At 40.7% G+C, this 25,957-nt stretch carries 19 protein-coding genes; 4 read left to right on the top strand and 15 right to left on the bottom strand.

The annotated features are described in order from the left end of the window. Positions 1-2 precede the first annotated feature (2 nt). The 4 genes from H9L23_RS17965 to H9L23_RS17950 all read right to left on the bottom strand — a co-directional run bounded on the left by H9L23_RS17965 (position 3) and on the right by H9L23_RS17950 (position 4,396). Entirely contained in the window at positions 3-590 is a 588-nt protein-coding gene (locus H9L23_RS17965; protein WP_187591666.1) for a hypothetical protein, read from the bottom strand. A gap of 5 nt (positions 591-595) precedes the next feature. Next, positions 596-1,762 carry an MFS transporter gene (locus H9L23_RS17960; protein WP_246474730.1) on the bottom strand — a complete coding sequence of 389 codons (1,167 nt, stop codon included), beginning with the start codon at positions 1,760-1,762 and terminating at the stop codon, positions 596-598. Between the two features lie 261 nt (positions 1,763-2,023). Next, on the bottom strand, positions 2,024-3,565 hold the full coding sequence (locus H9L23_RS17955; RefSeq protein ID WP_187591665.1) for an acyl-CoA carboxylase subunit beta: 1,542 nt from the start codon (positions 3,563-3,565) through the stop codon (positions 2,024-2,026). 6 nt (positions 3,566-3,571) lie between these two features. Then, positions 3,572-4,396: a BRO-N domain-containing protein gene (locus H9L23_RS17950; RefSeq protein WP_187591664.1), complete on the bottom strand. Its 825-nt coding sequence runs from the start codon at positions 4,394-4,396 to the stop codon at positions 3,572-3,574. A gap of 844 nt (positions 4,397-5,240) precedes the next feature. Between H9L23_RS17950 and H9L23_RS17945 the strand changes: the two genes are divergently transcribed. The 3 genes from H9L23_RS17945 to can all read left to right on the top strand — a co-directional run bounded on the left by H9L23_RS17945 (position 5,241) and on the right by can (position 7,967). Beyond that, positions 5,241-5,543, top strand: coding sequence for a hypothetical protein (locus H9L23_RS17945; RefSeq protein ID WP_240183081.1), 303 nt, complete (start codon positions 5,241-5,243; stop codon positions 5,541-5,543). Between the two features lie 157 nt (positions 5,544-5,700). Further along, positions 5,701-7,308, top strand: a complete 1,608-nt coding sequence (locus tag H9L23_RS17940; protein WP_187591663.1) for a SulP family inorganic anion transporter — start codon at positions 5,701-5,703, stop codon at positions 7,306-7,308. A 2-nt stretch (positions 7,309-7,310) separates the two neighbouring features. Beyond that, positions 7,311-7,967, top strand: coding sequence for a carbonate dehydratase (gene can / locus H9L23_RS17935; RefSeq protein ID WP_187591662.1), 657 nt, complete (start codon positions 7,311-7,313; stop codon positions 7,965-7,967). A 63-nt stretch (positions 7,968-8,030) separates the two neighbouring features. On the opposite strand, the gene H9L23_RS17930 is transcribed toward can, so the two are convergent. Genes H9L23_RS17930 through H9L23_RS17880 form a run of 11 tightly spaced genes read right to left on the bottom strand, consistent with a single transcriptional unit; the run spans position 8,031 to position 24,818 of the window. Further along, positions 8,031-8,291, bottom strand: coding sequence for a hypothetical protein (locus tag H9L23_RS17930; protein ID WP_187591661.1), 261 nt, complete (start codon positions 8,289-8,291; stop codon positions 8,031-8,033). 59 nt (positions 8,292-8,350) lie between these two features. Then, the gene (locus H9L23_RS17925) at positions 8,351-10,000 is read right to left on the bottom strand and encodes a glycoside hydrolase family protein (protein WP_187591660.1); all 1,650 of its coding nucleotides are present in this window, start codon (positions 9,998-10,000) and stop codon (positions 8,351-8,353) included. 7 nt (positions 10,001-10,007) lie between these two features. Further along, positions 10,008-12,209 (bottom strand): alpha-galactosidase, encoded by a 2,202-nt coding sequence (locus H9L23_RS17920; RefSeq protein WP_223190997.1) that lies wholly within the window; start codon positions 12,207-12,209, stop codon positions 10,008-10,010. Positions 12,210-12,221: 12 nt separating this feature from the next. Continuing rightward, positions 12,222-14,648, bottom strand: a complete 2,427-nt coding sequence (locus H9L23_RS17915; RefSeq protein ID WP_187591659.1) for a glycoside hydrolase family 95 protein — start codon at positions 14,646-14,648, stop codon at positions 12,222-12,224. Between the two features lie 39 nt (positions 14,649-14,687). Beyond that, the gene (locus H9L23_RS17910; protein ID WP_223190996.1) at positions 14,688-15,146 is read right to left on the bottom strand and encodes an L-rhamnose mutarotase; all 459 of its coding nucleotides are present in this window, start codon (positions 15,144-15,146) and stop codon (positions 14,688-14,690) included. Between the two features lie 7 nt (positions 15,147-15,153). Continuing rightward, positions 15,154-16,464, bottom strand: coding sequence for an alpha-L-fucosidase (locus H9L23_RS17905; protein WP_187591658.1), 1,311 nt, complete (start codon positions 16,462-16,464; stop codon positions 15,154-15,156). Between the two features lie 30 nt (positions 16,465-16,494). Beyond that, the gene (locus H9L23_RS17900; protein WP_187591657.1) at positions 16,495-18,147 is read right to left on the bottom strand and encodes a sodium:solute symporter; all 1,653 of its coding nucleotides are present in this window, start codon (positions 18,145-18,147) and stop codon (positions 16,495-16,497) included. A 10-nt stretch (positions 18,148-18,157) separates the two neighbouring features. Continuing rightward, the gene (locus H9L23_RS17895) at positions 18,158-19,678 is read right to left on the bottom strand and encodes a RagB/SusD family nutrient uptake outer membrane protein (protein ID WP_187591656.1); all 1,521 of its coding nucleotides are present in this window, start codon (positions 19,676-19,678) and stop codon (positions 18,158-18,160) included. A 48-nt stretch (positions 19,679-19,726) separates the two neighbouring features. Next, on the bottom strand, positions 19,727-22,795 hold the full coding sequence (locus tag H9L23_RS17890) for a SusC/RagA family TonB-linked outer membrane protein (protein WP_187591655.1): 3,069 nt from the start codon (positions 22,793-22,795) through the stop codon (positions 19,727-19,729). Positions 22,796-22,828: 33 nt separating this feature from the next. Continuing rightward, positions 22,829-24,046 (bottom strand): enolase C-terminal domain-like protein, encoded by a 1,218-nt coding sequence (locus H9L23_RS17885; protein ID WP_187591654.1) that lies wholly within the window; start codon positions 24,044-24,046, stop codon positions 22,829-22,831. 7 nt (positions 24,047-24,053) lie between these two features. Next, positions 24,054-24,818, bottom strand: coding sequence for an SDR family NAD(P)-dependent oxidoreductase (locus H9L23_RS17880; RefSeq protein ID WP_187591653.1), 765 nt, complete (start codon positions 24,816-24,818; stop codon positions 24,054-24,056). Positions 24,819-24,990: 172 nt separating this feature from the next. Here H9L23_RS17880 and H9L23_RS17875 point away from each other — a divergent pair, with 172 nt between their 5' ends. Next, positions 24,991-25,869, top strand: coding sequence for an AraC family transcriptional regulator (locus tag H9L23_RS17875; RefSeq protein WP_187591652.1), 879 nt, complete (start codon positions 24,991-24,993; stop codon positions 25,867-25,869). Positions 25,870-25,957: the final 88 nt, after the last annotated feature.

The raw sequence follows: 25,957 nt of genomic DNA, 5'->3' as shown, positions 1-25,957 counted from the left end.
GCTTATAATAAAAAGTTAAAACCGATTTTCGCACCGATGTCGAAATATGTTTTTGATTGCGCGATCACTATTGCAGGGCCTAGCGCTAATTCGAAATTTATCCATTTGCTTGCAGCTGCCTGAAACCCCCACTGTGGCATAATATTGTATTGGTTACTGATGCCTGTTTTCGGAGGAAAGATGGCAAGAAAATCCAAACCTACATAACCTGCAGCATTATTGATAGTTTTTTTACCTTTTTTTACCCTTTTTTCGAAATTATAATAATGCCTGAATCCTGCATTTAAAGAAGGGTAAATTTTAAAATCTGTGTCGGTATTAGCAAGAAGGTTATAATTGTTATCGAATGTTATTGTAGTTTGGTATATAAAGCTGCCAATAAGGCCGGCAGCTCCATAAATAGTCGTTGTTTTACCAACACACTGTTCCCTTTCGTAACTAAGTCCGATCAGGCTCAACTTTAGTTTATTTAATGATTTTACTTCTGTTGGCTGTTCTACTTTTGTACTGTCCTGCGCTTTAGCGCTGCCAAAAATGGCCAGGCAAATAAACAGCATTGAAAATGTTTTGATTGCGTTTTTAGATTTCATAAATTTTATTGGTTAGTTACTTTTTTCCTTCCGTGGAACTGATAAATTAAAATATTGAGGATAATAATGCCCGTCATACCATAGCAGAACAATGCCCAGCCGCCCTGCCCCCATAACCAGAGGCCTAAAGCTGAACCGCAGCTGGCACCGATAAAACTTACCGACATAAAAATGGTATTTAACCTGTTTCTTGCTTCAGGTATAAGCGTATAAATACGGGTTTGGTTGGTTACATGTATAGCTTGCTGACCGATGTCGATTAGTATAATGCCAATTACAAACAGGTACAGGTTGTTGCCGGTAAAATAGAATAAGGCAATGCTAATGATCTGCAGGATAAAACCGATCATTAAGTTTTTACGTGGATTGTTGCCATCGCTCAGTTTTCCAACCAAAGGTGCTGCTAATGCACCCGCAGCACCTGCAATGCCGAATAAACCGATCTGTAAAGTCTGGAAACTAAATGGCGGGTTGGCGAGGAATAACACCATGGTGGTCCAGAATGCGCTGATAATGGCAAAGGCCAAAAAGTTGATGATGGAAGTCTCTCTTAAAGCAGGCTGGGTTTTAATGTAGCCAAACATCGATCGCATCAGCTCTTTATAAGTTCCTTTAAAGGCAGGGTAACTTTGTGGAAAACGTTTAGCCATTAAAAAGATCAGTAATCCGCAAATTGCGGCTGCGATATAATAAACTGCTCTCCAGCCTAGCCAAAAACCAATGCTTCCGCTAACTGCACGCGAGGCCAGAATACCCACTAGTAAACCACTCATAATCATGCCAATGTTTGCGCCACGGTTTTCGTCGGTGCTTAAATTAGCAGCCAATGGGAGGATAAGTTGAGGAACGATAGAACAGGTTCCGATCAGAATAGAGGCCACTTCCAATATAAAAAAGGTATGTGACAGTGCAGCAACCAGCAAAGCAAAAATGGCCAGGCCGGTAATGATGAGAATCTGCTTTTTGCGTTCGAACATATCGCCCAGCGGAACCAAAAGGAAAAGCCCCAGGGCATAACCAATCTGCGTGAGGTAGGTAATTTTTCCAGCGTCGGTTTCAGTAAGGTTAAAATCTTTAGCAATCAAGATCACCAGAGGCTGGCAGTAATAAATGTTTGCAACAATGAGGCCGGTGCAAAAAGCCATGAGAAGAATATCCGCTCGTTTTAACATGTAACTTGATGTAAGATGTAAATGTGTAAAATGGGGTTAATATGTAAGATGTAAATGTGTAAAATGGGGTTAATATGTAAGATGTATGATGTAAAATGGGTGATGGGAAATTAGTTCATTATCCATACTAATGTAAGATGTATAATGTAAAATGGGTAATGGGAAATTAGTCCATTATCCATACTAATGTAATATGTAAGATGTAAAATGAGTGATGGGAAATTAGTCCATTATCCATCTTACCTCATCCATCTTCCATCCTTACAAAGGTATATTTCCATGTTTCTTTTTGGGGTTATTCACCACCTTATTTTCTAACATCTTAAAAGCTTTTATCAACTTGATACGGGTTTGGGCGGGTTCTATTACTTCGTCAACAAAACCGCGTTCTGCCGCACGGTAAGGGTTAGCGAAAATATCAGAATAGAGTTTTTCTTTTTCCAGCCATTTTTCTTCTGGTTTTTCTGCTGAGGTGATCTCTCTCTTAAAAATGATTTCTGCGGCACCTTTGGCACCCATTACGGCAATTTCGGCACTTGGCCAGGCATAATTCATATCGGCGCCAATGTGTTTGCTGTTCATTACATCATAAGCACCACCGTAGGCTTTCCGGGTAATCACCGTAATGCGCGGCACTGTAGCTTCGCTAAAGGCGTATAATAATTTTGCCCCATTGGTGATAATGCCGTTCCACTCCTGATCGGTACCCGGTAAAAAGCCCGGAACATCTTCAAATACCAGTAAAGGGATGTTAAAACAATCGCAAAAACGGACAAAACGAGCGGCTTTGCTTGAAGAATTACTATCTAAAACACCCGCTAAGTAGGCAGGCTGATTGGCCACAATGCCGATGCTTCTCCCTGCTAAACGGGCAAAACCCACCACAATATTTTCTGCATAAGCGGCATGTACTTCTAAAAAGCTATCGGTATCGGCAACAGCGCTAATTACCTCTCGGATATCGTAAGGCTGCGAAGCATTTTCGGGCATAAAAGTATTCAGTTCCGGCCGGCTTTCGTCGGTAGCTTCGTATGGTAAATGATCTGCAATTTCCTCACAGTTTTGAGGCATGTAACTCAATAATTTCTTTACATGGGTAATCGCATCAATTTCGTTGGCGCAGGCAAAATGGGTAACACCCGATTTTGTAGCATGTGTACTGGCACCGCCCAGTTCTTCTGAAGTTACTTCTTCGTGTGTTACGGTTTTAACCACATTAGGGCCGGTAACAAACATATAAGAGGTATTTTCTACCATCAGGATAAAATCGGTAATGGCAGGCGAATACACCGCCCCGCCAGCACAAGGGCCCATAATGGCCGAGAGCTGCGGAATAACACCTGATGCCTGGACGTTTTTGTAAAAGATATCGGCATAACCACCTAATGATACTACGCCTTCCTGAATACGTGCACCGCCGCTATCATTTAAGCCAATTAATGGTGCACCATTTTTCATGGCCATATCCATCAGCTTGCAGATTTTTTCGGCATGGGTTTCGGATAGCGAGCCACCAAATACTGTAAAATCCTGAGAGAAAACATAGGTTAAGCGCCCGTTAATGGTTCCGTAACCGGTTACCACACCATCGCCAAGGTATTTTTCGCGTTCCATACCGAAGTCGGTGCTGCGGTGGGTAACCATCATGCCGATTTCTTCGAAACTACCTTCATCCATTAAAAAGTGGATGCGCTCGCGGGCAGTGAGTTTACCTTTTTTATGCTGACTGTCGATACGGGCCTGTCCGCCGCCAAGATTGGCCTGGTTGATTTTATCTTTAAGTAATGCTATTTTTTTATCCATTGCGAACTATTTCAATTTCTTGTTTTCTTTTGGTGTAGGTAAAAAATTTTCTCCTGTAATAACACTTTTTCCCGTTTTGCTTTCTAAAGCAATTCTTGCATTCTTTGCTATAGCACCTCCCTTTTTACTTGAATTAGCATTTTCTTTTAATCCCATTGATTCTTCTGTCTCTGCAATTTGTCTAGTAGATAATTCGGCGAGTGCTGTAAAAATTAATTCCGCTTCACTCATGTGATCACGGAGATTTTGGGATTTTAGGCCTTTTAAGTTTTTGTGATTTTGAACGGTTAATCCTGTCCATTCTTGATGAATAATATTTGTTAAAAGTGCAAATTCAATATTTTTGGTAACCCCATTATCTTTCCAATAATCGGTAAGTTTATTTCGGGTTTCTTGCCCGGTCATTCGTTGCTGGATCCACTTTTCGCTGCGACCTAGTTTTTGCCAGTTTTCCCTTGCTCTATTTAAACTTTGTTCAGGATTAGTTATTTCTTGTATCCGCTCATAACCAACCTTTGCAAGCCATTGTTTAAAAGGCTCTGCTTTTGGACTTGGTATGGATTGAATAATCCGTAGGAGTTGGGGAGTATTGGCAACATCAGTAGCTCTTGATTTTCCATCTGAAGCTTTCATTTTCAACTGTCCGATTTGATCGGACAGTTCACTTCCTTCTTTTTTAAGTTTAGACTTTAAATCGGCCCAATATTTTCTAGGACGATCTGAAGTTGTTAGAACTTCAATTACATCAATAATTGAAAAATACCATTGTCCTTCTACATCATCCCAGTGGCTTCTAACCTGTTTTTCTTCAAATAGCTTAATATCACTCATAAATTATTTTTTAAAACGCAGTTGGGGTGATAACTGAATTTTTATTTAAGTTTTAAAATTAAAAATTACCAGCGGTAATGCAAGGCTAGTTTGATGTTATTTATAATAACCATAGTAGGAGTAGGTTTGGAAAAGCACTTATGTATACTTAAATGTCTCACATGGTTGAAAATAATTGGGAAATGAAGGCTTCTTTACTTTTCGGAAACAGCAGTCCCGCCATTCGCTACTTCCGATGAAGGATCGGAATCGCTGCTGTCGGGGTTAGATTGTAGGGCTTATGGTTCGAACACTGCAATCGTGCCGCCTGCCTTGTTAAATAAACCCGATAGGAGTGAACACGAAGTGCAACGGAGTAAAGCAATAGCGGGACTGAAGCCGCCATAGAAACCGAACCCTTCATTTCCAAAAAAAAATGACCACCCTAGCCATTTAAGAACAACTAAGTAAAATCTTGATGTTGTAAAAACCTTTGAGGTTTGAAGAATGCGAAAGCAAATCAATAAAAATTTCTTTCCACTCTCTTTGTTTATAAACCTGACAGCAGTGGTATCCTTTTTGGCCTTTGTTGATTTTGAATTTATAGCCAATTTGGCCAAAAAGATTTAGCGGATGGCAGGACTGAACTGACCAATATTAATGGAACCAACCGTTTCCAAGACCTATAAATGACCCTGTTTTTGCATCATGCCTGCCTGTATTTTACTTAAATTACATTTTTTTTACAGCCTAAAGTATTGAAAAACCAATTATCCGTTTATTTTTGTAAACGTTAGTATTAAAACGACATTAGAATCAGCAGATGTTTTTAAGGAAATACAAGTATATAATCGTTACTGCATTCATGTTCATCTTCATGGCGAAGATGGGTATATCTGGTGCGCCGGTTTTTTGTACGAGTATTGATAAGGAAATCATGAATGCGGTAATCATGCAGATTGAGTTAGAGCATGACGGCGGGAAGGATACCGCCAAAGACACCGCAAAATTTACCGATTTTAAACTCGTAGAACTTAATCATCCTATCTTTTCTTACGAGTTCTCTTCAAGCCATTTTGTACTGAAGAGCAGTTTTATCGAACATTTCAAAAGATATGTAGATCCATATCACCCTACGGTACCAACACCGCCGCCTAACTTTATTTAGTTTTTATTATTTGGGGTAAATTATCTGTGCCTTTTTTATTGAATTGAACATTGCCGTGTTTAAGCATTTTACATGGTGTTGTGCTGTTCTCTACTGTGCGCATTTAATATCCCCTCACGATTTATTCGTTAAAAATTTACCAGCTAATTATATCGTTATGCAAAAGTTTAACCCGGCCTTTTCAGGTTCGGATGTGAAGAAATATATTCTTAAAAAGAATTTAAAGAAAGATTTACCTGCAAGTATTGTAGTGTTTTTAGTGGCATTGCCATTGTGTTTGGGTATTGCACTGGCCTCGGGTGCGCCATTGTTTGCCGGTTTAATTACCGGCATTATAGGAGGAATAGTGGTTGCTTCCTTTAGTGGTTCGCAGCTTAGTGTGAGTGGTCCGGCGGCGGGTTTAACCGTTATTGTGCTGGGTGCCATTACCTCTTTGGGCAGTTATCCAACCTTTTTACTTGCCGTTGTACTGGCCGGGGTTTTCCAATTGATTTTGGGCCTGGTTAAAGCCGGAACGATTGGTAATTACTTTCCATCAAGCGTAATTGAAGGGATGCTTGCCGCCATCGGACTGATTTTGATTTTAAAACAGTTACCGCATGCGCTGGGCGTTGATACGGATTTTACGGGTGATGAAGGATTCTTTCAACAAGATCACGAAAATACTTTTTCTGCGATTACAGCAGCCCTGAGCCATTTTAGTTTGGCAGCAGTGGTCATCAGCTTGTTATCGATAGCGATTTTGATTATATGGCCTAAATTTCCGAAACTGGCCGTGGTGCCTGCACCCTTATTGGTGGTAACTTTAGGGGTTTTAGGAACGCTTTTGTTTGCCGGTACTGATCATCCTTTACGCGCCGATCAGATGGTGAAAATCCCGGTGGTAGGCGGTTTTGGTGAATTTGTGGGTTTATTTACCCTACCTGATTTTTCGCAACTGGCCAACAAAAATGTTTACATCGTAGCTTTAACCATTGCTATTGTGGCCAGTTTAGAAACTTTGCTGAGTATTGAGGCGGTAGATAAAATTGATCCGATTAAACGTGTAACACCTACAAACAGGGAATTAATTGCACAGGGTATAGGTAACATTACCAGCGGCATGGTTGGCGGTTTACCGATGACATCGGTAATTGTACGTAGCTCGGCCAACGTTAATGCAGGCGGCAGGACCAAAATGTCGGCCATTTTTCATGGCACCTGGCTGTTGTTATCGCTGTTGTTTATTCCGGGTTTAATCAACATGATTCCGTTATCATGTTTAGCAGCTATTTTATTGGTAACCGGTTATAAATTAACACGCATCAGCTTGTTTAAACACATGTACCATAAGGGCTGGGACCAGTTTGTTCCGTTTGTAATTACAGTAGTAGCGGTTTTATTTACCGATCTGTTAAAAGGTGTGGCTGTTGGTATGCTGGTTTCGGTTTTGTATTTATTGCGTACCAATATGCGCAATCCCTTCTTTTACAGGATCTCGAACGAAGGTGATAAAAAGAACATCAGGATTAAACTGGCAGAAGAGGTTTCCTTTTTAAATAAAGCAGCGATACAGGTGGTTTTAACGAATATCCCCAAAGAAACAAACGTGATTATTGATGGTTCTAACGCGAGGTATATTGACCCGGATGTATTGGAAACCATTTACAATTACAAACATAATGCTTATACAAAAGGCATTATAGTAACTTTAGAAAACATACAGAAACATTACTCTGTACCAAAATTAAATATAAAAGTAGAAGAAGACATTAATAAATTATAGTTATGTGCGCAAAAACAATAGATACACAAGATATCACTTACGAGAACTTATTACAGGGTAATAAAGACTGGGTTAAAGATACAATAGATAATGATCCTGCCTTTTTTGATAAATTATCAGAAGGTCAGAGCCCACCTGTTTTATGGATCGGCTGTTCAGATAGCCGTGTACCGGCCAACCAGATTACGAATACCAGACCAGGTGACATTTTTGTACACAGAAACATTGCCAATGTGGTGGTACATACTGATATGAACCTGCTTTCGGTGCTGGATTATTCGATTAATGTATTAAAAGTTAAACACGTTATTGTTTGCGGCCATTATGGTTGCGGTGGTGTTAAAGCTGCTTTGGGCAATAAACAAGTGGGTATTATTGATAACTGGTTGAGAAACATCCGCGATGTATACCGTACCCACGAACGTGAGATGGCTACCATTAAAGATCCGGAGCAGCGATTTGACCGCTTGGTTGAATTAAATGCCATTGAGGGCGCTGCAAATGTAACCAATACCTCGATTGTACAAAGTGCCTGGGCAAATGGACAGGAATTAGCTGTACATGCCTGGGTTTATAGCCTGAAAACAGGAATCATCAAAGACCTGAAAGTAACTTGTACTTGTCTTGATGATGTTGCTCCTGCGTTTAAGGTAGGATAAAACACCCCATAGGTGTTATTTTTTAGTTGTTAGGAGAAGCTCCCGATTTTACATCGGGGGCTTTTATTTTTCTGTACTGTTCGGCATATTGCCGGCATGGCCTTTATTGCCTTTTTCTGCATCTTCCCTGGCTTCTTCAGAGCCGAAATCGCCTCTTCCAAAATTTCTGCCCAGGTTACCGGCATCACTTTCTACCGTATTTTTCTTTTCGTTATCGTTGCTGCGATGACGGGGTACCAGCTGATCGGGCATATTGGTTTTATCTGCCGAATTATCTGCATTTTTATCGCCTAAATTCTCGTTATTATCTTTTGTGCTTTCCATAATCTTAGGTTAAGGTATTTATTATAGAACAGCATAATAATGAATTGGTTTTAGATTGTTTAGGGCAGGTTTGGTATGGCTTTAAAGTTAAAGATAGATCGGTTAGTACCGTTAATGATGTACAGGGTGAAATCATAATTTTGCCCTTTTTCGAATGTATTGGCTGCAGCGATTGTTTTAACCAGATTGGCATATTTAGCTATAGGTGGAATATCACCTTTGGCTATTAATTTTTCCTGTTGATTGATGTTGGCATAAAGTTCTATCCTGCCAGGCTGCGAAGTGCTCAAACCAAAATTTTCTATGTTTATTGCTGCTGTTAGCTTTGCTGAACCGACTTTGAAATCGGGTTTCCGTGCGCTTAAAATGGCTTCATCGTATTTTACCCAGGGCACACGCGTATAACCGAAAAGCATTTTACCGGATAGGTACTTGCCCAGCAATTTTGGCGCGAATTCATCTTTGGTTAAGGCAAGACCAATTGTGCTAAAAGTTAAAACAAGGTCGTTGCCCGATTTTTCTGTAGCGATCACTTTGGCTCCTTTACCAAAATTTACGACTTCAGATGAGCCAAAACGCAACGATTTAAGATCAATATCTGTTTGCGGGTTAAAACCCTTTTCGGCTTTAACCTTTATTTTAATGTTTCTGGTTTTAGCATCAGGCAGGGTTTTGGTAAGCATGGTAATTAAAACGCCCGGATTTAAAGGGATTACAATGTTTTTAGAGCTGTGGTTATCGTTGGCAAAATCTTCTTCTTTCTGTGCATCAATAACGGCAAAATTGGCTTGTGTTGCCCTACCATATTGATCTTGAAAAACACGCATTCTTTCGTATTTAAACCAGCTTTCTACCAAACCATCCTGATGGAAAGAAATGCCCGGAACATAAGCTTCGCCTGCTTCGGTAACCCAGTTTACCCCATCTTTTGAGCGCAGGTAGTAAGCAATCCGGCCAAGCCAGTCGTTTACAATTAGGTTATACTGAATATGATCGCGCCAAATTACAGGATCTTCAAATTCTCCTTTTATATTCGGATAAGCCGTTTTATTCGATATTTGATAATAGGTTGAAAGGCCAGATTCGCTGATCCAGCTGCCGCCGCCCCTGCAAACCATCAGGTAAGAGCCATCTGTTCTCTGTGCAAAAGTAAGGTTGGAAAGTCCTTCTATTATGGGTCGGTCTCTTTTATCAAAATTGAATTTCCCTGCTGTCCACGGACCGTTTTCATTGTCGGCAACATAATTTTTATCGATGGCATACAGCACCAGTTTACCATTCTTTGCCCTAAAAGCATCTACATTATGGCCATAACCAATGGTATCTTTAATTACAAAAGGACCAAACGAAGTTTTAGCTGTAGCGTGGTAAATAATTGATTTGGGCCATTCGAAATGGCCTTTGGGAGCACTTTCTTTCCAGCCAACTACGTATAAATGATATAAATTGTCTTTTGATTGAATAATATCGCCACACCAGTAAGACCGCTGTCTGTCTTCAATACCATTATCCACATATCTTGGTAGTACATTTTTTGCTCCCCAGGTATCACTGCTCAATTTTCCATCTGGCATGGCTAAGAAACGGTCTTTGAAAGCACCACCTTTTACCAGTTGTTTCCAGCTTTCCGGACGGGGGCGTTCGGTGATCTGCGCATTCACATCATTGATAATGGTAATAAACAATAATAGGGATAGTAGCTTTTTCATAATCTGATTATTCAATCGTAATCCATTTATATTCTTCCGGGTTCAGGGTAACAGGTATTTCTATTTCGTAGGCCCTGTTGAGGTTTAATTTTTGTGGTTTCCCGTCATTAACACGAACAGATGCGGTTTGTGTTAAACCCGTATAATATAAAGGTATTTTGATTTTTCTGGTGATTTTTTCTTTTAAAGGGTTAAAAATCATGGCGAGCCCCTTTTGTTTAAGCGATGGGTTTACATGAAGCCAGCCATCCCAATCCCGGCCATCTGCCCGGCGTAAATGAAATAAATCGCTGTTTAAAATGCCTCGGTATTTTTTGTACCAATTGATGACTTCGATTACAGTTGCTTTTGTTGCTTCGGTATCGTATAAACGAGGACCGCGGTAACAGGCTTGTACACCCGCGCCATAATATTGCATCATCAGCTGTTTATAATCGTTAAGGTGTTCTGATAGGGGTTCCAGTATGGCTTCCGGGCCACCGCCCTGGTATTTAGTTAAGGGAACAAAACCCCAGCTCATGGACGGTGTTTTTTCCCAGTTGCCATCAAAAATATTCTGCCGATTTAAAATTTTCTGCTGATCTCTGGGTAGCGAAAAATTAACTTCTCTGTAACCGATCGAAACTTTGTTTGTCCCATCCAGCAGGTACCAATCGGGTGCATTTACATAAATCCCGTTTTCGTTGCACCAGTGGTAAAGTTCTTTCTGGATTTCCATTTGCCGCCATTGCGAATCTTCTTTATCGCGGTGACCGGGATGTGTGGTTGATGCACAGATATCGCCAGGATAGGGGCCATCATTTTCCCAGATGGAAAAACCAGTTTTGGTTAAAAAATATTTGATCTTATCGCGATAAGCCAATCCCCATTTACTGCCAAAACAAGGAGCATTGCCAAAAAAAGCTCCTCCAATTTTACCTGTTTTCGGATTTACGACATCATCTTCTTCGCTAATGTGACGGGAGCTGAACAGGGAGTAACTACCAATGGCTATGCCTTTTTTGCGGGCCAGATCTGCTATTTTTTTCCAGTGACTGATGTTTTTAGCAGAAGTATCTTCCATGTTGCAGTGGCTGCCAAAACTCATAATCAAGGCTTCGTAACCTGTATTTGCACATTGTTCTATTGCATTTAATACCTCATCGTCGTTTTTGCTAACCAAATGCATAAAGATTGGGTTTTGCGTGGTCCAGGGGGCAATGGTACGGTACATTTTTCTAATCATCAAACCCTTTCTTTCACGGTCGTAAGTATCGATCAGTAGCTCATGGGTGCGGATAGACTGGAAAGTTTCTTTGGGATTTAGCAAAATTCCGGGTGCATTTTCTGGATATATTTCCAATAGGGCAGGCGTTTTATAATCGTAGTTAACCTGCGAAGTGTAGGTGGTATCCTTTTTCCAATGTGTGGTTTGGTCGCTTATTTCATAAGTCATGGAATTGTTGAAAGCATAGTTAGATTCGATGTAAATACCATGCTGCTTTTTCATTTGTGCTTCAGTTCCCACTACTGCGCTTTCTTCTTCCACTACGCCCAAAATTTCATTCATTACACGGTCTATTTTAACCGCTTTTTCACGCTTGTTTTCTATGCTCAGCCATTTTATAATTAGCGGGATATGATCATAAAGTTCGTAATGTACACTAATGCTGATACCCTTCAAAGCGGCTTGTTTACTTTTAAAATTAAAGGTGAGCATTTTACCTTTCCCTTGTTGCCTGTTCGAAGCCCAGGTAGTGTTTTTCCAATTAAGAAAAGGCTTTATGGAATCTATTTTGAACGATTGGTAAATGAAATCGGCTTTCGCATCGAGTTGATCTGTCCATTGATTAAGAAAGTAGGCATTTTCTTTTTGTCCGTAAAGTCCGCCAACATTATATTCAGTTCCGTTAATGGTGATTTTAGCTTCTGGCTTTAAAGCACGTATTAATTGCTGGCCATTGCTCATATTTTTGAAATCGGTACAGGCTAAACCCGGCGATAATGTAAAAACACGTTTAACCAATCCATTATAAAGCATGATTCCTTTTTTATCGGCCGTATAATAAACCTGAGCGGGATGTTTATTTAAATTCACAAGCCAATCGGATGAGCTTAAATTTTCTACAACCGCCGAATAGGCTAAAGGCGTTTCCTGAGCTGCAAGGCCTGTACATTGAATAATAAACAGAATTATCAGAAATGTTTTTATGCCTTTCATTGGTGTCATGCAATTCGGTTTTTATTTAAAATCTGCAGCGCCAATTTGGTAATGCTGACCAGCTTTGGTATGTAATATTACTTTTTTTCCTTGATAACTGATGGTACATAGTCCCCCTTTTTTGGCAACAAGGGTTGCCGATTGTAATTGAAGGTTTTTCCAGTTCATGTCGATTACGAAACCACCTCTTGCTACCAATCCTTTAACCGAACCCTCTTTCCAGGATGTTGGCAAGGCAGGTAATAAGGAAATAAAATCTTCGTGGCTTTGCATCAACATTTCGGCCATCCCTGCAATTACACCAAAATTTCCGTCAATCTGAAAGGGAGGACAGGCATCAAACAGGTTATAATAACTTCCGCCACCCTGGTCGTATTTGGTATCGGTATCTGAAGTTGGACGCAGCTGGGCATTTAATATTTTAAAGGCCCTGTCGCCATCATTTAACCTGGCCCAAAGGGCAATTTTCCAGGCATAAGTCCAACCTACGCCTCCATCACCCCTTACTTCCAACGATTTTTTTGCCGCCTCTGCAAGTTCGGGTGTTTTATCTTTTGTAATCTGGTTGCTGGGATAAAGGGCGTATAAGTGCGCCAGGTGGCGATGTTCTATTTCCGGTTCCTTAAATTCATCTGCCCATTCCATTAGCCGGCCATCTGATCCTATTTTTGGAGAAGCCAAATTTCGTTTTGCATCCGTTAATTTTTTCAAAAAGCCCGGATCATTTATTTTTAAAATATCAGCTGCTTTTAAAGTGTTGCTAAACAGTTCATCAATCAGTTCCTGATCGTGGGTAGGGCCCATGCTGATCTGCACTTTGGCACCATCGGGGGCTAAGAATGAATTTTCGGGTGATGGGGAAGGACCTGATACCAGTTTGCCTGTTTTTGGATCTTTTACCAACCAGCTCAAATAAAACTTACTGGCTTCTTTAAGGATAGGAAATACTTGAGCCAAATAATTTTTGTCTTGGGTAAAAGCATAATGCTCCCATAAATGTTCGCACATCCAGCCACCACCACCAACATGCATGCCCCAGCTTGGATGTTCTCCCGGCGAGGTATAACCCCAAACATTTGTAATGGTATGTAATACCCATCCGTCCATTTGGTACTGTACTTTCGCAGTACGTTTTCCAGGTGCTAAGAGCGATGAAACCAGGTCAACAAATTGTTCCTGGCATTCGGACAGATTGGTGACCTCTGCAGGCCAGTAATTCATCTGAACATTAATATTGGTGTGGTAATCCCCGTTCCAGGGCGTTTGGATCTGATTGGCCCAGATGCCCTGTAAGTTGGCAGGTAAACTTCCTTTGCGGGAGGAGGATAACAAAAGGTAACGGCCGTATTGATAATAAAGTCCATATAATGCACCTTCATTATGGTTTTGCACATTTTTAGCCATCAGCTCGTTTGTGGGTAAATTATTGTTGCTGTTATTTATCTGTAAAGCCGACCTTTTCATAAATGAAGAGAAATCGGTTACCTGCCTTTGCCGTAATAAACTGTAATTTTTGGCTGTTGCATGTTGAGTTACCACATTCAATTCGTTTTCAAAATTTGGATTGGTATAATCGGGGTAATGCAAACGATAATTTGTAGCCGCTGTTAAAATAATGGTAACGGAAGTTGCTTTTACAATCTGTAAGGAGTTACCGTTTACCTTTATTGTTCCACCGGTAAGCTGTGGAACAGCATAGGTTTTATAGTGCATGCCATCGCCATCTTTACCGTTATTTAATTTTCCACTCATTACCAGGCGATCTTTTTCTGCCAGGGTTTTAAACCTTTCAGATCTGTTTAGCGATAATGAAAATGATAATGCATTGGGTCGATTCGCTGTTAATCTAATCACCAATGCCCGGTCTGGAAAGCTGGAAAAAACTTCCCGTTTATATTTTACACCATCTTGTTCATATTCTGTTAGCGCTATTCCGGTAATGAGATCGAGTTCGCGGTAGTAATTTTTAAAACCGGATTTTCTACCGAAATCGATTCTCAGATCGCCCAGGGTTTGGTAACAGCCAAAGGGAACATTGGCACCGCTGCCCTGACCAGAGCCTTTACCCATGCAGATCTGTGTTTTGTTGGTTAATTCGGCTGCTTCCTTATATTTTCCTTCAAAAAGGAGATTCCTTATTTCAGGGATGTATTTTGCTGCATCCGGATTATCGTTGTCATCTACACTACCGCTCCATAAAGATTTTTCGTTAAGCTGGATCCTTTCCTGATTTACATCACCAAATACCATTGCCCCTAAAAAACCATTGCCAACGGGCAGTGCTTTAAGCCATTCAGGATCACTTTTCCATCCATTTGGGTTGTCTTTTGTATTGGCGTTTGCAGGAGAAGTAAACCAGATTTTATCCTTATGATTTGACTGAGACAAAACTTTTGTTGCAGTACAGGTAATTAATATAAAAAATAAAAATAGAGGTGATTTCTTCATTATAGTTGAGATGATTTTTTAATTAATTATTGGCTAGCCTTAATCCTGATGGAAAACTTCTTCCATGCCACTCCAGGTTTCGCCTTTTGCAGCGGCATCAGGCAGGGGAATTTGCATGGGCGCGGTTTCTTTCCACCAACGTTGGGTAGTGGTATCAGCAGCCATTTTTTTCATATCTGCATCGAAATCTTTTCCGGTGTATTCGAAATAACTGAATAAATAGGGTTTCCCTTCTATTTCTTTGAGGTAGATTGAATAGTTATGGATGTTGCATTCGGTTATTTTTTTTAATACCCCGGGCCATGCTGCAGCATGTAATTTTTTATAAGCCGCAATTTGTTCTGGTTTTATTCCGGTTATTGAACCGTAGCGTTTTACTTTCTGTTCCGCATCTTTTTGGTCAAAACCCGATTGTTCGGGTTTTGTAGTGGTATTGCAGGCTAAAAGGATTAGTAATGGCATAAACATCAAGCCATACCTGTTTTTTAAGTTTTTCATATCTGACTTATTTGATGATCTGGATATCTTCAGCATTTCCGTTTAGTTCCAAAACAATGATGTAATTTAATTTATCCGCCTGACTGGCAGGAAGTGTTATCGAAATATCACTGTTTTGAACCACATCAACCGCCTGTCCGTTTAAAAGAGATGCTTTCTTTACTTTTCGGCCAGGGATAGCTTTTAAATTCAATTTAGCTATATTGGTATTAAGTATGTGCAAATACATTTTATTGCCCTTTCTGGTGGTTGCATAATCATTATTGGGCTGGTAAGGACCGCCTAATGTACCATAGATGGCTTCGCCGTTAACTTTTAGCCAATCGCCTATTTCTTTTAAGCGGTCTGCCTGCCGGGCTTCAATCCTTCCATCAGGCATGGGGCCAACGTTTAATAACAGATTACCATTGCCACCCGCAGTTTTAGAAACAATATCGAGGCATTGCTTTAGCGATTTCATTTTATCATTTGGTTTCCAGGCCCACTGGTTACAAATGGTAAAACAGCTTTCCCAAGGTGTTGTCATGTTTAGCTTGCCTACCACCTGCTCGGGCGTATCGTAATCGCCAATCATTTTAGATGCATCGATGTTTTTATTTTCCATCGCTGCAAATTCTTTTCCCAGGCGGTTATTGGTAATTACATCGGGTTTCAGTTTTTTGAGGTAGGCGTACAGGTCTTTACCCATTTCATCTGTCCAGGGTTTTTCCCATTGACCATCAAACCAGAGCATATAAGGGTCGTAATTGGTGATCAGTTCTTTTAACTGGTTTTTCATGTACAACAAATACCGGTTCATATCCGATTTTGGATCTATTGTTTGATTTTTTGGAGAGTGTATAGGATAATCAGGGTGGTGCCAATCCAGCACTGAATAATAAATACAGAATTTAATGCCCTGCTTTTTGCAGGCTTCGTTTAGTGCACCCACAATGTCCTTTTTGTAAGGAGTATTTTTAATATTGAAATCGGTATATGCTGTTGGCCATAAGCAAAATCCGTCATGGTGCCTGGCGGTGATGGTGAGGTATTTCATGCCGGCATCTTTAGCGGTTTTTACAACGGCATCGGCATCAAATAAAACAGGGTTAAATTCTTTGTATAAGTTATCGTAATCATTTACTTCAACCTGGTCTCCGCGGCTCCAGCCAATTTCGGTACCGCGCAAACTTACCGGCCCCCAATGGATAAACATGCCAAAACGTTTATCCATAAAATCGCCCATGGTTGACGATTTTGGGCTTTTGGTCTGCGCATTTATTGCTAAACTTATACTCAGGCTCAGCAACAATAAGATGGTGTACTTTATGAATTTCATATTTTTTAATTAAAATGATTTTTAAAGATTTTATTTAAAACAGACATATAAAACGCCCATGATTAGCAGTAAAACAGCCGATAGTACCTTATAATTGCCTATTCCGCTCCAGCCTTTGCGCTGTAAGGGTTCCCAGATTGATTTCCAGTATAATACTTCACTTTGTGCCGTATGTTTTACTGGGTAGAGGTATGAAAATACGACCTGGGTAATTACACATGCGCAGAAGAGGTAAAATGCCATCATCATAAATGGAATTTGCCCGATGAAGGTTTCTGCACCATATACCTTATTGACGATAAATACCGCAACACCCAATATGGAACCGATCAGTAAGGTATATTGTGCCCCTTTAGCTGAAGCTTTTTTCCAGAAAACCCCCAGCAAAAATACGCAGGTTATGGGAGGGGCAATGTGTGCAATTACATCGTTTATCCCTTCAAATAAACTTTGATAACTGTTTAGCAGTGGCAATAAGCCAATTGAAACCACTAAGGCAATTCCCGCCGACCAACGGCCTACGCTTACCAGTTTTTTGTCGGTAGTTTCGGGTTTAAAGCGTTTGTACAGGTCATAACTGCTCAGGGTAGCTATAGAGTTTAAGGCACCTGCAATCTGGCTCATTAATCCTGATAAAAGGGCAGCCACCAATATCCCCACCAATCCTTTAGGCAAAAGCTGGGTAATCATTAAGGTGTAAATCCCTTTGGTATTTAATACGCTTTCGCCGTTGGCCCCAACATGCTGCAGGGAGCTTAGGTCCATTGTTCCCGATTTATACAGGGTGTAAGCAAACAGGCCTGGCAATACGAAAATAAATACAGGTAAAATTTTAATAAAACCACAAAAAAGTGCACCAACGCGGGCATGGTTTTCATCTTTGGCACCCAATACACGCTGTACAATGGTTTGATCGGCGCACCAGTACCAGATACCGAGAATCGGGTAACCCAAAAACACTGCCACCCAGCTCATTCCGCTTGCATCGCCAATTGGCCGTAACATGCTGATTTTATCCATCGCACTTTCTTTCTGCAGTACAGCTGTCATCTGTTCCCAGCCACCTATTTTGTTCCAGGCGAATACGGTTATAATAATGGCACCTGTAATTAAAACCAAACTCTGTATCGTTTCGGTAACTACCACCGCTTTTAAGCCGCCAATAATGGTGTACAAGCCAGTTAATGCTGCAATTACGATAATGCTGGTGTACATGTTGATGCCGAATAAAGTTTCGAGTACAATGCCACCTGCCAAAAACGAAAAGGCAATGTGGATGATAATGGCTGATAGAATAGAAATAAACGCGAGCCAATCTCTGCAGGCGCGATTATAACGGCGTTCTAAGAAATCGGGTAGGGTAGATATACCCGAGCGGATATAAAAGGGAATAAACAGTAAAGCCAAAAGAATGAGGGTAAAAGCCGCCATCCACTCGAAATTACCGTTTAAAAGACCGCTATCGAATCCGCTTTGTGCCAAACTGACCAAATGCAGACAAGAGATATTGGTAGCGAACAGGGCTAAACCGATCATTGGCCATTTAAGGCTTTTGCCCGCCAGAAAATATTCTCCACTGGTGGTTTCCTGGTTTTTTTTCTTTCTTGTGCCCGTCCAAAGTCCTATGGTTACTATAAATAATATATAGGCTATGGTGATTGCAATATCTATGGTGCTGATCATATCCGTTGGATTAATAAAGTGGGTTTTGCTGTAGCTGTTTATTTTTATCCAGCTCACCTTGAGGAAATGGCAACACATTATTTTTCTCCCCGAACTTTAAAGGCACCCCTGCCGGATTTTTAAGTGGCGTCAATTTGGTATCCGTAAGGTTTCTTCTTTTAAGATCATAATAACGTTGTCCTTCAAGGGCAAGTTCAATTCTTCTCTCATGGAGGATAAAATCTCTTAGTTTATCTTTGGTGTTGTAAACGGTTTGATCTACGCGCGGCATTTCGACACTTTTTCTTGTTCTGATGGCATCTAAAGCATCATATATGGTTAAATCCGGACCGCTTACTTCATTTTTGGCTTCAGCATACATCAATAGTACATCGGCATAACGGAGATGGATGATGTTTTGATCAGTAACCGGAATTTTAGTCCTGTCGAATGGCAGTTTTGATAAATCGATGTATTTCTTTTGTACGTAGGTGGTTAAAAGGGGATCTGTTTCTTTAAATTCCGATCCATCAGGATTGATGTATTTCTCTGTAGGTACTTTTATGGTAAATTTTAAACGGGGATCCCTGTTGGCATAGGGGTTTGCAGCATTGTAACCTGAGCCGGTTTCAGCAATCATTTTTCCATTGGTCATTTCATATTCATCAACCAGGTTTTGGTACGGAGCTATTGAGCCATACCAGGCCACTTCTACTAATACACCCTCATTGCCCTGTGGGTTGTTAGGCGAAAGATATTTAGTAGAGAATATAATTTCGGGATTACTTTGCTGGGTAGCGCTAAGGAAAAGGTTGGAGTAGCCTCCCTGATAAATCTGATATTTGCCTCCGGTAATTACGGCGTTTGCAAATTCTACTGCTTTTGGCCAGTTTTGTTCGGTAAGATAAACTTTGGCCTGCAGGGCCTGGGCGCTTCCCTTTACCGCATGGCCGTTATAGGCTACATCAGGTAGATTAGCGATAGCAAAATCCAGTTCATCATGTACAAACTTTAAAACCTCTTCTTTTGTGCTTTGTTTAATTTTTGCCGCTTCAACTGATGCCGGTACGCTTTTGTATAAAATTACTCCGCCAAATGCCTGTTCCAGCTCAAAATAAAACATGGCCCTTAAAAAGCGTACTTCAGCTTTATAAATTGTTTTGCTGGCTTCTGCAGTTGGTGCCTTATCTACATTATCTAAAAAGTAATTACAGCCCGCTATTCCCTGGTATGGAATGTCGTAAAATGCCGTAGGTACGTTACTTGAGTTTACAATTCCTTGCGTTAAGTTACCAAAGCCGTAAAAAGAATGCCTGTCCAGTGCATTATCTGAATAGGTGTCGAGCCATAATTTACGGTGACCTAAAAAGCCATTCTGCAAGCGCTTGTATACTCCTGTTAGTGCCAGTTGTACATCGGCATCACTTTTCCAAAAAGCCTCAGCAGAGATGGCTGTTGTAGGGTTTTTATCCAGAAAATCCTTTTGGCAAGCGGTAAACAATCCAATTATGATCAGAATAATTAAAGATATGCTGGTTTGTTTCGTTTTCATCTTATATATTTTTAAGTACAAAATATTTTACCTTTATTTTTTAACAGGTTAAAATTTAACCTTTAAACCTGCTGTATATATCCTTAGCTGAGGGAATTGAGCGAAAGCGCCAGAACCGGCTCTTTCCGGATCATTGCCTTCGTATTTTGTCCAGGTAATTAAATTATCTCCCGATACATACACCGTAATGCCCTGCGAGGCTATTTTTTTAGAGATTGCTTCCGGAAGGGTATAAGAAAGGTAAAGGTTTTTTAAACGTAAATAAGAGGCATCCTGAATAAAATACGTTGATGTATAACCTGATACCCCCTGATAACCTGTAAGGTATACTGCAGGGATGGTATTACTGGGGTTGGTTGGCGACCATGCATTTAAAAATTTAGATGGAGGAGGAGAGCCCTGCCTGAAGGGTTCGTATCCCCAGCCATCTACCTGTACTTTTTGACCTTGTACGCCCTGGAAAAATGCACTTAAATTAAAGCCTTTATAACCTGCATTTAAGTTGAAGGAATAGGTGTAATCGGGAAATCTGCTGATGCGGATCCGATCTTCGGGACCTACCGTACCATTGCCGCTCACATCTCTTATTTTTAGATCGCCTGGTTTTAATACGCCAGAATTAGGTTGTTTTGGAGAAGCATCTATTTCTGCCTGACTTTGGAAGACCCCGATCCAATCGTAAACAAAGAAATTATTGTATGGTTGCCCCACCTCAAAAGTACCGAGTGTTTCGGCCAATACTTTGGTTACCTTGTTTCTATAGCTGTGAAATATAAAATTTGCACCGTAGGTGAACTCACCGATTCGGTTTTGGTGTCTCAATTCTATTTCAATCCCCTTATTTGTCATGGCGCCAGCATTAACAACGGGTGCGGTTACGCCCATGCTTGCAGGTACATCTGCACGGCGGGCCAATATATCGGTGGTGTTTTTGTTATACCAGCTTAGGGTTGCACCGAACAAACCTTTAAACAGGTCGAAATCCAAACCGAAATCGGCAATGGCAGTTTTTTCCCAGCGTAAGTTTTTTGTGTTTATACCGAGAAGTTGTACTCCAGAATTTAAAGTTGAAAATGGATAGCTTGTTAGTGAAAGTACGTCCTGGTAAGGGTAATAGTTAGGGTTTCCTTCGGTAACTATTTCCTGATTACCCAATACACCATAAGATGCCCTTAATTTTAAGTTATCTATCCATGAAACGTTATCTTTGATGAAACTTTCTTCAGATATTTTCCAGGCAGCCGATCCGCCACCAAAAGTGCCCCAGCGGTATCTTGGATCTACTCTTGAGGTACCATCATACCTGATATTTCCTTCTAAAAGGTATTTCCCTTTATAATCGTAATTAACCCTGCCAAATAAGGATTGCAAACCCCATTCGAACGAATTGCCACTCAAACTTTGATTAATGGGAGAACTTCCATCCAGCTCCATAATGGTATTGTTCGGAAAATCGTAGCGGTTGCCCCCAATGCTGGTGCTGCGGTTATCCTGTTGTTCGTAGCCGGCTAATGCGCTTAAATTATGTGCATTGGCAAATGTGGTGTTGTAATTAAATGTACTGTAAAGTGTTTTGGTGATGTTTCTGGCAGAGCTTTGCTGTAAACCAACAAAAGTGGGGTTACCATTTCCAACTTGTTCGTAAACCCCGCTCGCATTTGGCTGGTAAGCAAAAGACGGTGTGCCAAACTGGCGCTGCCTGTAATCCTGATTGAAAAAAGTTATAGCCGCTTTTGTGGTCCATTTTAAACCTTTTAAAAGGTCTACATCAACATAAGCCTGGGCATTAACATTATAGTTTTTGGTAAACTGACCACCTGTATTGTATACTTCTTCCACAGTTCTGTTGGTTCCGCCACTTGTAGTATAGTCTTTATCGGCAATTCTTCCGCTGCCATCAGGTAAAAAAGGTTTAAATGTAGGTGCCGAGGCGTAGGCCAATAATAGGAGCCCCTCATTGGTAAGCCATGGGGCTTTAAAATCTTCGTAAGAAAAATTGATGTTGGTACCCACTTTTACCCTTTTATGTACCCGGTTGGTATAATCTAACAGGGCATTGTACCGGTTGTATTTGTAACCTTTGGTTATGGCATCCTGATCGAGATAATTTAATGATAAATTATAGGTGCTTTTATCTGTACCGCCCGAAAAACCTAAATTGTGGTTTTGGATGGGGCCTTTGCCCAAAATGTAATCTAACCAGTCGAAATTCGGGTATTGCTCGCTGTTAGGGTTATTTTTATAAGCATCAATCTGTGCCTGTGTATATTGTGCAGGCTGACCGCTTCTTGCTTTTGCCTGATTGTACATTTCCATGTAGGTTACCGAGTTGGTAATCAGGTCAGGATATTTAGTGGCATAACTAAGGCCGTAGCTGCCATTGTATTCTATTACATTGGTGCCTGCTTTACCTTTTTTAGTGGTCACCAATATTACGCCGTTTGCAGCCCTTGCACCGTATATTGATGCCGATGATGCATCTTTTAGTACGGTTACACTTTCAATATCCTGTGGTGATAAATTACTCATCGTACCGATTACACCATCTATTAATACTAAAGGATTTGGTGAAGCACCAGTAGAGCCAAAACCACGCAGCCTAAAGCTGGCACCATCTCTGCCAGGTTCACCGGTGGATTGTACAACGTCCAGTCCGCTTACACGGCCCTGCAATAAATTTTGAACATTGGGTACAGGCCGCTCAGTAAGTGTTTTGCCTGTTACAGTTGAAACAGAACCCGATAGGTTGATTTTCTTTTGTGTACCATAACCCACCACAACCACTTCATCGAGCTTGTTGTTGCTTTCGCTTAGGGTAATACTTACTTTTTCCGGGTTTTGAACAATAACCTGTTGGTTGGTATAACCCACCATGGTAATTTCAAGTTTATTGCCTTTTTCTCCAGCGATGCTAAATTCGCCGTTGCTGTTAGAAATGGTTTTGCTCTTGTCTTTCAAGCTCGTATTGGTGATGGTTACGCCAGGCAGTGGTTGATTGGAAGCGTCGACCACCTTACCTTTAATCAAGGTTTGTGCTCCAGCATAATAAAAGCATAAACAAAGTGCCAGTACTGTTAAAAAATAACGTAAGCACGTTTTTCTCAATACCTTTTTCATAATAGTTTAAATTTGGTTTATAATTTGGTTAGCTTATTTTAAGTCGCAACTACTTCCTGCTTCTTGTGGCGTGATGTACACACCGTTTTCAATTTTAATGGGGTTAACAAAATGTTGTTTTAAGTGTGGGATGTGTTCTAAAAACAGGGCTTCGTGCCCCATGGCAATGTGGTTAAACAATACAAGGTGCTGGTGAAGCTGGCCCATATCACCAACATGTGGCACTACCGGAACGCCAAATTTTTTGCACATTAAACTGATGGTAATAAATTCACTTACACCACCCACCCGTACGGCATCTACCTGGGCAAAACTGGTGCAGCCGGTTTGTAAATAATTTTTAAAAATAATGCGGTTGGGCACGTGTTCACCCAAAGCCAGTTTTACAGGAGCAATGGCTTTTGCCAGGGTTTGGTGTGCCAAAACATCATCGGGGTGGGTGGGTTCTTCAACCCAGTAGGGGTTCATCTGTTTTAGCTCATTACAGATGGAAATGGCCTGTGGCAAAGTCCATTGTTGGTTGGCATCGAGCATTACTTTTGAGGTTTCTCCTGCAACTTCTCTTACAATGTTTGCCCTTCGGATATCGCGTTTTGGATCGGTTGAACCCACTTTTAGTTTCATCGCGGTAAAACCGTTATCAATTGCTTTTTTGCAGTTTTCGCGTACCTTTTCGTCATCGTAATTAAACCAGCCTACAGAAGTATCGTAACCCGGATAACCCGTTTCCAAAATCCCTGTCCTCGATTTTTTCGAATCTGCCTGACTTTGCAGCATTTCGATGGCTTCTTCTCTGGTGAGCACATCTTCCAAGTAGGATAAATCGAGGGTATTTACTATTTCTTCAGGACTTAAATCAATCAGTAATTTCCAAAGTGGGACATTCCGTTTCTTCGCCCAAAGATCGAAGCAGGCATTGGTTACAGAGGCTAAACCCAAATGTACCACGCCTTTATGTGGACCTAACCACCTGAATTGCTGTTCGTTTGATAAGGTTTTAAACGTGTTGCCGAAATTAGCCATCAGTTCTTCTATTTCAATCCCTTTTAAAGTATCAGCATAAAATTTTGCAGCATGGCAAACCAGGTCGTTGCCCGCACCGAGGGTGAAGGCAAGGCCGGTACCGGTTTTACCATTTTCTGTTAGTTGTGTAACTGCGTAAGAATATTGCGGGTCCTTATGTATCGCATCGCTTCCGGCACCCGTGGCAAGTTCGAACCTTTTATCCTGTATATGTATGTTATCAATCATGTTATATTTATATCAAAGTTCTGTAGCCCAGTTCTGCACCGCCGCTTACGGGTAAAACTGTTCCGGTAATAAAGCGTGCTGCATTGCTTAAAAGAAAAACGCAGGCGTCGGCAATCACATCTCCGGCCGGCATATTGCCCAAAGGCTGTAATTTATTCAGGTAGGTTTCGATTTCGTTCTGGTTGGGTTGTTCCTCGCTCCAGGCCTGCAGTGTAGGTGTATTAATTGCTGCGGGTGATACTGCGTTTACCCTGATCTTAAACGGGGCATAATCTAAAGCCATGGCTTTAGTAAGCGCATTTATTGCACCTTTAGTAGCCACATATACCGCATGGTTATCCTGCCCGATGCTGCCTACCATCGAACTCGTATTTAAAATACAGCCCTGCGATTTTTTTAAATGTGCTATCCCGTAACGGGTGGTATATAAGATGCTTTTTAAATTCACATCCATGAGTAAATCCCATTCCGTATTGCTGGTCTGATCTAATGTTTTTGATGGATGGGCAACAGCGGCATTATTGTGGATGGCATCTATACGGCCATATTTTTTAATAATGGCATTAAATGCATTTGATACTTGTACTTCGTCGGTTAAATTGCAGGTTAAAACCAGATTTTTGGTGTTGATGAGTTCATTTTGTTTTTCTTCCGATAAGGGATTTTTATCGATGATGCATACGGTGGCACCTGCTTTTATATAAGCCTTTGCACATTCCCAGCCTATACCGTCGCCACCGCCAGTGAGTACGACAAATTTATTTTCGAGCATGCTTGTGTTTTTAATATTTGGTTAATGTTCAGCTAATTTATTGATGAAAATCTGTAATCACTGAAAGGAGGTTCGCCAATACTGATGTTATATTAGCTTAATTTGATATATTGTGCAATTATTTAGATAATATCAGTTGTTTTTGTGAGGTTATGAACGATAAATTTTGTGTATGAAACCCATTTTTGCAAAAATATTAGATGGCAAGGCAAATGATATCTACGGCTTAAAAGTTGTTGATGCACCTTATTTTTCTACAGAGTTTCATTTTCATGAAGAATGTCAGCTTACCTATACGCTAGAAAGTGAAGGGCGGCGTATGATTGGCGATAGTATCGAAAATTTCGGTTCTGATGAACTCATTTTGGTGGGATCTAATTTACCCCACGTATGGCATAATAGTATCCAATACTTTAGTGGTGTTGATCAGCAGTCGCATGCCCGATCCGTTTCGGTTTTTATACATCCCGATAAAATCCTTGATCTTTTTAAGGAACCCGATAACATCCAGCGGATCAAAAACTTTTTTCAACTGGCCAAAAGGGGGATGAAATTTGGCGACGCCATTAAAAATCAATTAAAAGAGCTGATGTTAAAAGTAGTGTCAGAGGGAGAAGAAGTTGGGCGCCTGATAGGCCTGCTCGAAATTTTGAACCTGCTCTGTTCCACCAAGGATTATGAATTTTTAACCAGTCCGGGTTATACCAATAATTACCAATTGAAGGATAATGACAGGATGGATAAAATTTTAAAATATGTTTTCGACAACTTTAATCAGGAGATTTTGCTCAGTGCCGCCGCCGAAATGACGAACATGAATAAACAGGCTTTTTGCCGCTATTTTAAAAACCGCACACAAAAAACGTTTGTCAGTTTTGTAAATGAGGTAAGAATTGGTCATGCCTGTAAATTAATGGCACAAAGCGATCAGCAGATCAGTGAACTGGCTTACGCTTGTGGTTTTAACAACCTTTCTAACTTTAATAAGTTTTTTAAACTGGCTAAAGGTATTACGCCGAAGGAGTATAAGAGGATGTTGGTGGTGGATTAGTACTTCTGGCTATGCTTTATTCAAAGGTTCCTCCAGAGGGGTCGTCATTGCGAGGAGGAACGACGAAGCAATCTTTGGTGTAAGACTT

The sequence above is a fragment of the Pedobacter roseus genome, from assembly GCF_014395225.1.
GTDB classification, from domain to species: domain Bacteria; phylum Bacteroidota; class Bacteroidia; order Sphingobacteriales; family Sphingobacteriaceae; genus Pedobacter; species Pedobacter roseus.
This window is presented reverse-complemented; position numbering and strand designations above follow the sequence as displayed.